The 12,456-nt window shown below is 34.8% G+C and carries 13 protein-coding genes; 11 read left to right on the plus strand and 2 right to left on the minus strand.

What is annotated here, in order from left to right; all coding sequences use genetic code 11:
• Positions 1-312: 312 nt before the first annotated feature.
• From HJ01_RS08570 to HJ01_RS08615, 10 genes are all read left to right on the plus strand, one after another.
• The gene (locus tag HJ01_RS08570; RefSeq protein ID WP_007137979.1) at positions 313-1,164 is read left to right on the plus strand and encodes a minor curlin subunit CsgB; all 852 of its coding nucleotides are present in this window, start codon (positions 313-315) and stop codon (positions 1,162-1,164) included.
• 71 nt (positions 1,165-1,235) lie between these two features.
• A complete protein-coding gene (locus HJ01_RS08575) occupies positions 1,236-1,760 on the plus strand; it encodes a hypothetical protein (RefSeq protein ID WP_007137980.1) in 525 nt (174 codons plus the stop codon).
• 3 nt (positions 1,761-1,763) lie between these two features.
• On the plus strand, positions 1,764-2,171 hold the full coding sequence (locus HJ01_RS08580) for a hypothetical protein (protein WP_007137981.1): 408 nt from the start codon (positions 1,764-1,766) through the stop codon (positions 2,169-2,171).
• Positions 2,172-2,206: 35 nt separating this feature from the next.
• Positions 2,207-2,494, plus strand: coding sequence for a curli production assembly/transport protein CsgE (locus HJ01_RS08585; protein ID WP_262487895.1), 288 nt, complete (start codon positions 2,207-2,209; stop codon positions 2,492-2,494).
• 16 nt (positions 2,495-2,510) lie between these two features.
• Positions 2,511-2,915: a curli production assembly/transport component CsgF gene (locus HJ01_RS08590; protein WP_007137983.1), complete on the plus strand. Its 405-nt coding sequence runs from the start codon at positions 2,511-2,513 to the stop codon at positions 2,913-2,915.
• 1 nt (position 2,916) lies between these two features.
• Positions 2,917-4,293 (plus strand): CsgG/HfaB family protein, encoded by a 1,377-nt coding sequence (locus tag HJ01_RS08595; protein ID WP_007137984.1) that lies wholly within the window; start codon positions 2,917-2,919, stop codon positions 4,291-4,293.
• Between the two features lie 59 nt (positions 4,294-4,352).
• Complete coding sequence (locus HJ01_RS08600; RefSeq protein ID WP_040473813.1) at positions 4,353-5,849, plus strand: carboxypeptidase regulatory-like domain-containing protein; 1,497 nt, start codon at positions 4,353-4,355, stop codon at positions 5,847-5,849.
• Positions 5,850-6,024: 175 nt separating this feature from the next.
• Positions 6,025-7,203, plus strand: coding sequence for an AIR synthase related protein (locus tag HJ01_RS08605; RefSeq protein ID WP_007137986.1), 1,179 nt, complete (start codon positions 6,025-6,027; stop codon positions 7,201-7,203).
• Between the two features lie 106 nt (positions 7,204-7,309).
• Positions 7,310-7,669: a hypothetical protein gene (locus HJ01_RS08610; RefSeq protein ID WP_007137987.1), complete on the plus strand. Its 360-nt coding sequence runs from the start codon at positions 7,310-7,312 to the stop codon at positions 7,667-7,669.
• Between the two features lie 120 nt (positions 7,670-7,789).
• Positions 7,790-8,386, plus strand: coding sequence for a GNAT family N-acetyltransferase (locus HJ01_RS08615; protein ID WP_007137988.1), 597 nt, complete (start codon positions 7,790-7,792; stop codon positions 8,384-8,386).
• A 90-nt stretch (positions 8,387-8,476) separates the two neighbouring features.
• On the opposite strand, the gene HJ01_RS08620 is transcribed toward HJ01_RS08615, so the two are convergent.
• Positions 8,477-10,372: a heavy metal translocating P-type ATPase gene (locus HJ01_RS08620; protein WP_007137989.1), complete on the minus strand. Its 1,896-nt coding sequence runs from the start codon at positions 10,370-10,372 to the stop codon at positions 8,477-8,479.
• 318 nt (positions 10,373-10,690) lie between these two features.
• Here HJ01_RS08620 and HJ01_RS08625 point away from each other — a divergent pair, with 318 nt between their 5' ends.
• Positions 10,691-11,131: a hypothetical protein gene (locus HJ01_RS08625; RefSeq protein ID WP_007137990.1), complete on the plus strand. Its 441-nt coding sequence runs from the start codon at positions 10,691-10,693 to the stop codon at positions 11,129-11,131.
• Positions 11,132-11,249: 118 nt separating this feature from the next.
• On the opposite strand, the gene HJ01_RS08630 is transcribed toward HJ01_RS08625, so the two are convergent.
• Positions 11,250-12,434, minus strand: coding sequence for a peptidylprolyl isomerase (locus HJ01_RS08630; protein ID WP_007137991.1), 1,185 nt, complete (start codon positions 12,432-12,434; stop codon positions 11,250-11,252).
• Positions 12,435-12,456 lie beyond the last annotated feature (22 nt).

A 12,456-nucleotide genomic window follows, 5' to 3' on the forward strand; every position in this document is an offset into this window, starting at 1 on the left:
AAATAGGTTATTTTGCTTTTAAGGACTTTTTAATGTTTAGTAATTCTTTTCTTATATCAATAAGTATATAGAAATGTAGTTCATCGTAATAGAGTTGTATTTCATCGAAAAAATAGTATTTAATTGAAAAACAGGTATTTGTACGGGGTGTTTTTCTAGAAATGTTTTCTATCTTTGATATGTAATAATCAAATAAGAGCTATGTATTTATACTAAAAGCCTTGTTATTTATTATAAAGGAGAGGATTCCCAAATCACTTTTTTAAAACCTACATAATAGTTTGTATTAATAACCAATTAAATATATTTATTATGAAAAAAGTAGTTCTAAGCATCTCAGCGATGCTATTCGTAGGTGCAGTTTCTTATGCACAATCAAACATGAGTCATGTTGATCAAATGGGTATGACCCACGATGCAATGGTTAATCAAATTGGATGGAATCAGGATTCAGACATTAGCCAAAAAGGTACGTCAAACAAATCCGAAGTGTATCAAGGAGTAAGACCAAATGAAATTAAGTTTTTTGGGGTTAATATTTCTAATGGGAACGAGGCAGACGTGATTCAGGATGGAAAGAGAAATACTGCTTTTATTTCTCAAAACAATTGGGGAAATGATGCTACTCAAACACAAACGGGTGATGATAACAAAGCGACAATTTGGCAAGATGAAACTAGCGGAGGACTTGCGCTTCTAGGACACGACAAAGCGACACAAACACAAACTGGAAAACACAATATCGCTACGATCGATCAAGGAACTTCAGGAAACACAATCCCTAGCTTTTGTATAAATCAAGTGCCTGCAGCTCCAGTTCTTCCTCATGGGTACAATGTAGCTACACAAACTCAGGATGGAAATTATGGTATTGCCTACGCTAGCCAAGGTGGAACGTTAAATAACTCTTCACAAACGCAACACGGTACTCTAGCAGTTGCAGGTAAAGAGAACGTTTCTAACCATTTCCAATATGGAACGGCTAACACCGCGATTTCTACCCAAACTGGATGGAAAAACAACGTTGATGTATTTCAATCAGGATCAAATAATTATGCAAATAACACTCAAACTGCAACTTTCTTAGCTGTAGGTGGTAATGCTAGTGTTGTTTGTCAACAAGGTTCAGGCCATGTTTCAAATGTTACTCAATTCAATCCGTAATACAAGCTTTTAAAAATGGGACAGCTTTTTAGAAGGCTGTCCCATTTTTTAATTTATAAAAAATAGAAAAAATGAAATATTTATTTTTAAATACCAGCCTTTTTCTTCTTTTTTCCGTTGCGTCTTTTGCGCAGGGAAATGAGGGGAATGATGGTTTACAGCAAAATAGTACTTCAATTTTGAATAAGGTAAATATGCTTGATTTAGTAGATGACATAACTAAAAAGGAGGATGCCTTGCTTTTACAAAACAAGTATCAAAATAATGGTGTTATTATCAACCAGATAGGCGCTTCTAATTATGTAAATACGAAATTAAAAGCGGAAGATATAAAGGTGGTCATTGTGCAAAATGGAGCTGAAAATCAATTGACCTTAGATAAGGCAGCAAATGAAATTGCTCAAAAAATAGTTCAAGAAGGACGATATAATTCCATTACTGACTTTTCGCTATATGCAAATTATAATGTGAATATGGAAATAATTCAAAAGGGAGATAACCAGAATGTTCAAAATTATGGAACGAATTCACTGTCCAAGAACATGAAAGTAATTCAATCAGGTAATGGGGCATCGGTAATTATATTAAACAAATAACCAATGAAAATTTTTATTCAAAATAAATTACTGCTCTTACTACTAATGTCTGCTATGTCCTATTCGCAGACTACAAATACAGTGGTTAAGGCTAAAATTGAAATGGAAGAAATGGAAGGGAATGTTAAAATAACAGGTACCGCAGAAAACCTCTCAGATATTTTGCAAAGTTTAACTTATAAGTTATCGGTAATAAAAAAAAGCAATTTAAATGATAATCAATCATTGAATACACAAGAAGGGCTTTTTACTTTAAATCCAAGTGAAACAAAAAGATTGTCCGAAACTCAGGTCAATATGGAACAAAATGTTGAAATTATTGTGTTGTTATTGTTTTATGATGAAAACAAACAGATGATCGGAAAGGATAGAATTGTTCTTGGTGAGGAAAAAAAAAAGAGGAGGTCTTAAATCTTCCGGTTGATGGATTTGAGTTAAGTGGGATTATCACAGATGAGACTAAAACAAAAATGGGGAAGGATTTCTATGATTTATATTATTACAGGTACAATGATAATAAAATAAATGCTAGGAAAATCGTCACCATTAGTGAAGAATTTAGTTTTGCAAGAAACACAAAAATAATTATTAGTATAGACAACGAAGTAATCTATGAATTTCTAGCCAAACCTGACGAAGAATTTCTCAAAAATGTTGCTGATGAATCAGTGTATGCAACGTATTTATATCTAAAGAATTTAGAAAAGCAAAGCAAATATTTCACTCAATATTAATTTTATTTTATATAATATGAAATTCTTATTTTCTGTAACAATCATTTTACTGACACTAGCAGTAAACGCTCAAGATTTAGTTTATAAACCTAAAAACCCGGCTTTTGGCGGTGACACATTCAATTACCAATGGCTAGCAAGTTCAGCCGAGTCTCAAAACTCATTTAAGGATAAAATTGATACCTCGCAAAAGCCACAAACCGAGTTAGAAAGGTTCACTGCAAATTTAAATTCGCAATTGTTAAATCAAGTTTCAAGTTCGCTTTTTACCCAGCAATTTGGGAATAGGGGTATCACTATAGGAAGCTATACATTTGGGAGTTTGTCGATTGAGGTTTATCCTTCATCAGGAGGACTGACTGTCGACATTCTTGATACGAAAACAGGCGAACAAACTCAAGTAATCATCCCAAATAATTAATATGAGAATACAATCCTACTCAGCTATTTTATTCGTTTTTGTATTCATAGGTTGTGGTGCTTATTATAATCAGCCAACTGGGGTTGAAAAGGCAGTTATTGGGGAAAGTACTCCAGCAACTTCTCTATTAAGAGCACTCCCAGAACCAAAAGAACAGATCGTGGTTGGTCTTTATAAATTCAGAGACCAGACAGGACAGTATAAGGCTGCCGAAAACGGAAGTACGTTTAGTACCGCCGTAACTCAAGGAGCAACTTCTGTACTTATTAAGGCCCTTGAAGATTCAAAGTGGTTTATCCCTATTGAGCGTGAAAATATTGGTAATCTGCTCCAAGAAAGAAATCTTATCCGTTCTACAAGGCAAGAATATACAAAAGATGCGGATCCTAATGTACCTCAAATAACTCCTTTGCTTTATGCTGGTGTTTTACTTGAAGGAGGCATTATTTCTTATGATTCTAATATTATCACCGGTGGTTTTGGTGCCCGATATTTTGGCACAGGCGGTTCTGTTAAGTATAGACAAGACCGAGTTACAATTTATTTACGAATGGTTTCAACCGCAAATGGTAAAATAATGAAATCAGTTTATGTATCAAAAACAATACTTTCACAAGCCATCGATCAAAGCCTTTTTAAGTATGTGAATTTTAAAAGACTTTTGGAGGTAGAGACTGGATATACGACAAATGAACCCGTTCAAATGGCAGTGACCGAGGCAATAGAAAAAGCTGTGGCAACTTTAGTTTTAGAGGGAATTAAGGATCAGATTTGGGAAACAAATCTTGCTCAGCCAGAAATTGATAGATTGCTAAAAAACTATGCTTTAGAAAATGAAGATGTAGAGGCAACAGCTATTTACGGAAGAAATCTACAAGAAAGAAGGTCCAAATTTGCGATAGAGTTTTCAGGCGGGACTACTTTGATTGATGGAGATTATCCAAATCCCTTGTTGCGACCGATGGGACGTGGCGCTTTAAAATATTTCTTTTCGCCTAGATTTAATGTAAGTGCCTCAACAAATGTTCTAAAGCTTGCAAATAAAGATCTATTAGATAGAGGATATGCGACATTTGACCTTAATGCAGAGTTAATTATGTTACCAAAAGATAAACTAACACCTTATGTTTTTGCAGGGGGAGGTTATGGGTTCAATTCAAAATTCAAAAATACTCATACGAAAGTTCAGTATGGAGTAGGTCTCGAGTATATGGCATCAAATAACATAGGTGTTAAAATGTACGGAGAGCATAATCTAAATTTCAGCGATAATATAGATTATACAGAGAGAGGAGTTCGGGATGATTATTACTATCGATTTGGTGTGGGGTTCACATATTATTTTTTAAATAAAAAAAGTAATGTTTTAAAAAAATAATGGTAAAAAAGAGCTACCGAAAAAAGACAACTGTTTCAATAAATCTTAATCGTATACTGATGAAAAATATATATCTTAAAATTAGTTTGGTAATATTGTTAGTAGCAATGGTCTCTTGTAGTGAAGAAAAAGTGACCGGAGAGGAATTTGGTACTATTGAGGGAAAAGTAGTGAGTGCTTTGAACTTTTTGCCCTTAGCTAATGCGAAGGTGTTTTCCAGCCCTAACTCTAGTATTGTTTTTACAGATGAAGAAGGTAAGTTTACAGTTTCAAACGTAAAGATTGGCGACTATTCCTTTGAAGCTCAAAAAGACGGTTACATAACAAAATTTGAATCTGTAACAGTAAATGTGAATAAAACTACAAATGTTGTTTTTGAGATGAAGTTGTCAACAACAAATAATAAAGCTCCAGCAGCTCCAGTTTTAGTATCACCTGCAGATAATGCGATTAATCAAGCGCTCGAATTAAATTTGATTTGGACAGCTACTGATCCGGAGAAGGATAGTTTAAAATATGAACTTATTTTGAGAAAAGACAGTAACAATGATGTTGTTGTTTATTCAGATATTACTAAACCAAATTATACTTTAAAAGGACTAACGTATAGCACTAAATATTATTGGCAAGTTTCGGTTTCAGATGGCGTGAACCCTAAAGTTTTAAGCGCTGTTCGAACTTTTACTACAACTGCTTTTCCAAACGCTAGATTCCTATTTGTAAAAAAAATAAATGATAATAACGTAATTTATTCAGGTAATGATTTAGGCAATGAATTGCAAATAACAAGTTCAGCTACAAATAGTTGGAGACCCAGAAAAAATAATCAAGCAAATAAAATTGCGTTTATAAGAGCTAGCGGTTCTCAAAATCATATTTATACAATGAACCCGGACGGCTCTGGAATTTTTAAAGTGACTAATTCCATTCCAATTGCGGGGTTTAATTCCGATTTTATCAATTTTTCTTGGAACACATCAGGGAGTCAAATTATATATCCCTATTTTGATAAATTATATAGGATAAATAAAGATGGTAGTGGTTTGACTAAAATTTACCAAACGTCTAATGGCAAGTTTATATCAGAATGCGATTGGAGTAATGATGGGACAAAAATCGCATTAAAAGTAAATGATGTTAGTGGCTATAATGCAGAGATTTATGTTATAAATACTGCTGGTGTTGTTATAAACCAGGTGGTCTCTGGATTGAAGGGAGCGATCGGAGGATTAAATTTTTCAGTTAGATCTGACAAGATCGTATTTACGAGAGATGTTTCCGGATTTGAAGATGCAAATTATAGACAACTAGATACTCGAGTTTTTCAGTATGTTTTTAGTACGGACATAAGTAGTGAAGTTAGTAGTGGTAAGCCTGGTGGGACTTTAGATTTGGATGTGAGGTATTCTCCAAGTGAAACTGAAATGATAATTATGAATACTTCTAATGATGGACTATCTGCAAAAAACATTGTGAAGTTAACTCCCATAGTAAATAATTTGGGAGATTTAAGAGTAGTTCTTTTTAGTAATGCATACATGCCAGATTGGGAATAATTGTAAAATGATAATATTTTTAAGAATGTCTGTCGAATTTGACAGGCATTTTTTTTGTTAAAAAGCTATTTTTTCCTAAAACACTTCCTATATCCCAATAGGCGAAACCCAAAAAAAATATTTATCTTTGCCGCACAACCCAGTTGCCTAAAAACAACATACACAACTACACTACATGAGTTCAGATACTTCAAAAAGATATGCGCAACGCGGTGTTTCGGCATCCAAAGAAGATGTGCATAATGCCATAAAAAATATTGACAAGGGATTGTTTCCTCAAGCATTTTGTAAAATCGTTCCGGATTATTTAACCCAAGACGAGGACTATTGCTTGATCATGCATGCTGATGGGGCAGGAACTAAATCATCTTTGGCTTATATGTACTGGAAAGAAACAGGAGATATTTCTGTTTGGAAAGGAATCGCTCAAGACGCATTAATCATGAATATTGACGATTTATTATGTGTAGGGGCAACGGATAACATTTTACTTTCTTCCACAATCGGAAGAAATAAGAATTTGATTCCAGGTGAAGTTTTATCAGCGATTATTAATGGAACCGAGGAGTTGATCAAAGAACTAGATTCTTTTGGTGTAACCATTCACTCTACCGGAGGTGAAACTGCTGACGTGGGTGATATCGTTCGTACGATCATTGTAGATTCTACTGTGACGGCTCGTATGAAACGTTCAAAAGTAATAGATAATGCAAACATTAAAGCAGGTGACGTAATCGTGGGTATGGCTTCTTTTGGCCAAGCTACTTATGAGAAAAGCTATAATGGCGGAATGGGAAGCAACGGATTAACATCGGCACGTCATGATGTTTTCGAAAAATATTTGGCAACTAAATATCCAGAAAGTTTTGATGCAGCAGTTCCGGAAGAGTTAATCTATTCGGGGCAAGTTAAGTTAACTGATACTGTTGAAAACTCACCTATTGACGCAGGTCAATTAGTACTTTCGCCTACCAGAACTTATGCGCCAATTATCAAGAAAATTTTAGATAAATACTCATCTGATAACATTCATGGAATGGTGCATTGTAGTGGAGGAGCGCAAACTAAGATTTTGCATTTTGTACAAAACTTACACATCATAAAGGATAATTTATTTCCAGTCCCACCACTTTTCCAACTGATACAAGAGCAGTCAAAAACAGATTGGAAGGAAATGTACCAAGTTTTCAACTGTGGGCACCGTATGGAAGTTTATGTTCCTGAAGCTGTTACACAAGATATTATCGCGATTTCTAAGTCATTCAATGTTGATGCACAAATTGTAGGTAGAGTTGAAGCAGCCGATAGCAAGAAATTGACAATCAGCAGTGAATATGGAGTTTTTGAATATTAATATAAGATTTTGTCTAAGAAGCTAATCCCGCTCTCCGCTCTATCTTTATGTTCTTAAAGAAAGAACATAAAGGATGCCGCTGCTATCGGGGCTAAAAATAAATAGTATGTACGAATTAGTATTTTGGAAATATTTAGACGAAGTCTATTTAAACCATCACGAGGTTTATGAAACCATTTCAGAAGAACAAGCAGAGATCGAAGGCTTAGAAATACTTCCTGTTCAGGTCATCTTGAATAGAATCGCTTCTGTATTCTCAAAATGGGAAAAAGTAGATGACTCTAGTTGGAAAAACAATGACGGAGTAGGTGCTTTTCATATAAGAACGACTTCACAAAGTATAAAAATTGATTGCTACGGTACCGAAGGAAAGACAATGGATAAGTTGGTAAGCATAATGGAAGAATTCAAATGTCCGCTTTATGATCCACAAGTTCCCGAGCGTTACGATGAAATGAGTGAATAAATTCCTGTTTCGTTAAAATGCATAAGGCATTAAGTTTATTAAGTATCTTTTCTTAATTTTCTTAATGCTTTTATATTTCATAAAAGTCCGGTTCATAAATAATGATTTAAATTATCTCAGATGAATTTTAATTTTTCCCAAGATCTAGTTCTTGAAGACGAACAGGTTTTACTTCGCCCATTACAAATAGCTGATGTTGATAATTTATTAGAGATTTCCCTCAATGAGCCCGAAACATGGGAGTATTCTTTAGTTCAGGCAAATGGGAAGCAAAACTTGATCAACTATATTCAATTGGCCGTTAAAGCCAGAGAAAACAAAACGCAATTCTCCTTTATTGTTTTCGATAAGAAAAGTGGAAAATATGCCGGAAGCAGTCGTTTCTATGATATTAATCAAGATTTTAAAACACTGTTGTTAGGCTTTACTTGGTACGGGAAACAGTTTCGAGGAACGGGATTAAACAAACACTGCAAATTTTTATTGTTGCGATTTGCTTTCGAAGAATTGGGCATGGAACGAGTTGAGTTTAGGGCTGACAATAATAATGCTCGCAGTATCGCCGCCATGAAAAGTATCGGTTGTAAAGAAGAAGGCGTTTTAAGGAATCATATGCCCACTTGCGATAGTGATATGCGCAGGGATACAATTATTTTAAGCATACTCAAATCAGAATGGTTTGATAGTGTTAAGGATAACCTAATCAAAATATTGTAAGTTTTTTTGTTGGTATTTGATTTCTGAAGTAGCTTATCTTAAAACTAATTAGTTGCTTGTTTTTTTATTCGGTTTTTTTCTAGTTCTAGTTTATGAATTGGAACTCTCAAATTTCATCAAATTTAAGCTCAGTAAAATAACAATCAAAGTAACACCAACATCCGCAGCAATCGCAAAAACCAAATTACTGTATCCCATAAAAGCGAGCGTGATGAAAACAAGCTTAACTACAATGGCTCCAATGGTATTGAATTTTATTCTAGCCAAAGTTTTTTTGCTAAGACGAATAAGAAAGGGGATAAGAGAAAGTTTATCGTTCATTAGGGCAATATTGGCAGTTTCAATTGCGGTATCACTCCCAGCTGCTCCCATTGCAATTCCCACGGTACTTAATGCCAAAGCCGGCGCATCGTTTATTCCGTCACCTACCATAGCCACACCACCAAATTCCTTCAATAGTTCTTTTATTTTCTCTGATTTGTCTTCTGGCAGTAAACCACCAAATACTTTGTCTATTCCCACTTGCCCTGCGACATATTGAGCTGCTTTTTGGCTATCACCAGTTAGTATTATTAATTTGATGTTTAGAGCTTGTAACTCTTTCATTGCGGAAGCACTGTCCGGTTTAATTTCATCAGTTAAACCTATAATACCAGCTACACCATTGCCAAAACTAACAACTACGCTTGTTTTTCCTTCTTTGGCAAGCTGTTCCACTATTTGTTCTGCTTTGTCATTGACCTCATGATATTCTTTTATAAATTCAAGTTTGCCTACATAAACGGTTTCGTCTTCACAAACTAAACATTTTGCGATAGCCCCTTTTCCCATAATACTTTTAAAAGCTTCCGCTTTGTGTGGTTCAAAACCTTCTTTTCTGCTGGCAGTGACAATTGCTTGTGCTAATGGATGTTCAGAAAATAGTTCGGTCCCAGCAGTACAAGCCAACAATTCGTCTCGACTAGTTCCATTTAATGGGAAAACATCGGAAACGATTGGATTACCATAAGTGATGGTTCTAGTTTTGTCTAGGGCAACGGCTTTTATACTCGCCATGGATTCGATATGTTTCCCTCCTTTTATAAGAGCACCTTTTGCGGAAGCATTACCAATAGCCGCATAGATTGCAACGGGCGTGGAAATAACCAGAGCACAGGGGCAGGCTATTACTAAAAGTGTGATGGCTTGGTTTAGCCAAATATCAAAATCCAAATGCAGTATAAAAACGGGTATTGCAAAAACAAGTACTGCCATGGCGATAATTGTTGGAGTGTAAAATTTCGAAAATCGTTGAATAAATTTTTGGGTGTCGCTTTTAGCTGCCGCAGCTTCAAAGGTGAGCCGGATAATTTTGGAAAAAGTGGTATCGATAGAAAGTTTACTGGTCTCAATTTCAATAAAACTGTCTTTGTTTAGTGTCCCCGCAAATAAATGGTCACCAGGATGTTTGTCTTTTGGTATAGGTTCGCCAGTAATTGCAGCTTCGTCAACAGTAGTTTCTCCTGAAATTATTTTACCGTCAAGCGGAATCATTTCGCCTGGTTTAACCTGAATGATTGTACCAACAGCTATTTTGTTTATTGGGATTTTTTTATTTTCAGTTTTTACGAAAGCCGTTTTTGGAGCGAGGCTTACTAATTTGTCTAAGGCCGATTTCGAATTTTCAAGGCCAATGTCTTCCAGTCGTTCACCCAAGACATACAGCACAATCACTACAGCTGCCTCCGGATATTCTCCTAAATAGAATGCAGCAAAAACAGCAATTGTCATCAGTAAATTGATGCTACTGAAGTTAAGCTTAAAAATAGCTTTTATTCCATCGATCAAAACTTCATGACCGATACCAATAATAAAAGCGGCAAAAATAAAAGGGCCATAGGGTAGTGGAATGTGAATGCCTATTAGGGATAAAATCTCTAAGACAACAACTATAGAAATTGAGAAAAGTAAAACGAGAAATTTTTTGTCTTTGATTGGCAGCTTCATAAAATAAATTTTGCTTTAATGTTTTTGCAATGTTTAAGATTTGGAAAAATTGGCAATAAGGCAATATAATCCAAAAGGCTTTTGATTTGCTTTTAAGAGGAAATCCGTTTTGACAACGGTTGCACTGTATGGCTAATTTAAGTTAATATTTTTGTTTTAAAGACAAAATTATAAGTTCTAGCTAGAAGCTTTGGGTTTAAAAAAACATCAACTTTAGAATTCAAGCATCTCGAATGCTTTTCTAGTGCCTTATTATTTGATATTAATGTAGTGTAGTTTGTCAAAAACTTTGCGAACTTTGCGGTCAAATAAAAGGATATGAAAATAAATCTAAAAATCGGAATTGACAAGCTCATTTTCGGTATGAAACAAAAGGATGTTACCGCAATTTATGGTAAACCGGATAGGAATTATAAGGACGAAGATGACAATGTAATTTTTGCTTATAACAAGCTGAAAATTCGCCTGACATTCTACAAAGAAGAAGAATTTAAATTAGGGTATATGGTAGCTTCAAGTCCTGAATTGGATTTGTTTGGGAACAAGGTTATCAATAGAAATATAGCTGAAATGACGAAAGAGCTTTCTAAAAAAGGCCTTACTAAATTCACTCAAGAAGAATTTGATACTTTCGAAAATTATTTTAATGAAGAAAACTGGATTATTTTTCAAACAGAATTTGATGAGGTAGTTAAATTTGAAATTGGTGCAATCATCAATCAAAAGGATGAGTTTGACTGGAAATTTGGCAAGAAATAGATTAACAAGAAGGAAGGCTTCTGTCTTTTAAACTAGTTTTTCTTTCAGAACAAGAAATAAACAAAAACCCGACAACCTAATAGTTGTCGGGTTTTTGATTATTTAGAAATATTGTTTTTTATTTTTTTGGAGGGGTAGGTTTTTCAAACATCTCCAGTTCGAAAATTAGGTTTGTATTTGGTGGAATCACACCACCTGCACCTCTTTCACCATAGGCCAAATTGGCTGGGATAAATAGTAATGTTTTATCTCCATAAGACATGAGGCTTAAGCCCTCTATAAAGCCAGGAATCATGCCGTCTTTTTTACCAGCTTCGAATGGAAAGGCTTGGTATCCATTTTGGGCAGCTCGGCGCTCGTCATACTTTCCGTAGGCTTTGTTAACATCTTCATAGCTACTATCAAACAAGTTTCCGTCTTCAAAGTAACCTGCATAATGAAAATAGAAAGTGGAACCATCAACTGGTTTAACTCCGCTTCCTTTTTGGATTATTTTATACGTCAAGCCAGACTCTGTAGTTGTTGCAGTAGTTTTTGTTACGTCAAAAAATGCCTTTTTTGCGGCTATTACAACAGTCTGTTTAGGAGCAAGGTTTCTTTTTGTTTCTTCCTCTATAGCAGCTTGTTTTTTAGTATCTGCTTCTTTATTGGTATAATAATTCGCAAATACTTTTGGTGCATCAAAATATTTTGCAGAAGCTCCTTTTCTTGAGATGGTTATTTTGGTTATTACATCACCTTGAACGACACTATTTACAATATCTATTCCTTCAGTCACATGACCAAAAATGGTGTGTTTGCCGTTTAACCAAGGAGTCTCCTTGTGCGTAATAAAAAATTGACTAGAATTTGTAGCAGGACCAGAATTGGCCATAGCCAATATACCGCCTTTGTCAAACTTTACATCGGTAAACTCATCTTTAAAAGCAAATCCAGTACCTCCTGCTCCAGTTCCGGTAGGGTCTCCGGTTTGAATCATGAAATCATTAATTACGCGATGAAATTTTAAACCATCAAAAAAAGGTTTTCCTTTTAATTTTTCATCAGTAACAAAAGTGTTTTTTCCTTCCGCTAATGCAACAAAATTTGCTACAGTGATGGGTGCTTTTTGATAGTCTAACTGTACTGTGATATCCCCTTTGTTAGTTGATATGGTCGCAAAAATCCCTTCAACAACGATGGGCTTTTTAACAACGGTCTTTGTTGTTGTACTAATTTTTTTTGCAGGAACAGTTTTTTTTATACTCTGTGCCTGTGCGTTTAGCATCCCTATGCAAACTAAAAATAAAAGTTTGAGTTTCATTTTTTATTATTTTTAAATTCTA

Origin of the sequence: Flavobacterium frigoris PS1, from assembly GCF_000252125.1 — a bacterium.
In the GTDB taxonomy this organism is placed as follows: domain Bacteria; phylum Bacteroidota; class Bacteroidia; order Flavobacteriales; family Flavobacteriaceae; genus Flavobacterium; species Flavobacterium frigoris_A.

Bases quoted from the DNA above. Each gene is read 5' to 3' on its own strand.
- HJ01_RS08570 (WP_007137979.1), top strand. From the start codon at position 313: ATGAAAAAAGTAGTTCTAAGCATCTCAGCGATGCTATTCGTAGGTGCA.
- HJ01_RS08575 (WP_007137980.1), top strand. From the start codon at position 1,236: ATGAAATATTTATTTTTAAATACCAGCCTTTTTCTTCTTTTTTCCGTT.
- HJ01_RS08580 (WP_007137981.1), top strand. From the start codon at position 1,764: ATGAAAATTTTTATTCAAAATAAATTACTGCTCTTACTACTAATGTCT.
- HJ01_RS08590 (WP_007137983.1), top strand. From the start codon at position 2,511: ATGAAATTCTTATTTTCTGTAACAATCATTTTACTGACACTAGCAGTA.
- HJ01_RS08595 (WP_007137984.1), top strand. From the start codon at position 2,917: ATGAGAATACAATCCTACTCAGCTATTTTATTCGTTTTTGTATTCATA.
- HJ01_RS08600 (WP_040473813.1), top strand. From the start codon at position 4,353: ATGAAAAATATATATCTTAAAATTAGTTTGGTAATATTGTTAGTAGCA.
- HJ01_RS08605 (WP_007137986.1), top strand. From the start codon at position 6,025: ATGAGTTCAGATACTTCAAAAAGATATGCGCAACGCGGTGTTTCGGCA.
- HJ01_RS08610 (WP_007137987.1), top strand. From the start codon at position 7,310: ATGTACGAATTAGTATTTTGGAAATATTTAGACGAAGTCTATTTAAAC.
- HJ01_RS08615 (WP_007137988.1), top strand. From the start codon at position 7,790: ATGAATTTTAATTTTTCCCAAGATCTAGTTCTTGAAGACGAACAGGTT.
- HJ01_RS08620 (WP_007137989.1), bottom strand. From the start codon at position 10,372: ATGAAGCTGCCAATCAAAGACAAAAAATTTCTCGTTTTACTTTTCTCA.
- HJ01_RS08625 (WP_007137990.1), top strand. From the start codon at position 10,691: ATGAAAATAAATCTAAAAATCGGAATTGACAAGCTCATTTTCGGTATG.
- HJ01_RS08630 (WP_007137991.1), bottom strand. From the start codon at position 12,434: ATGAAACTCAAACTTTTATTTTTAGTTTGCATAGGGATGCTAAACGCA.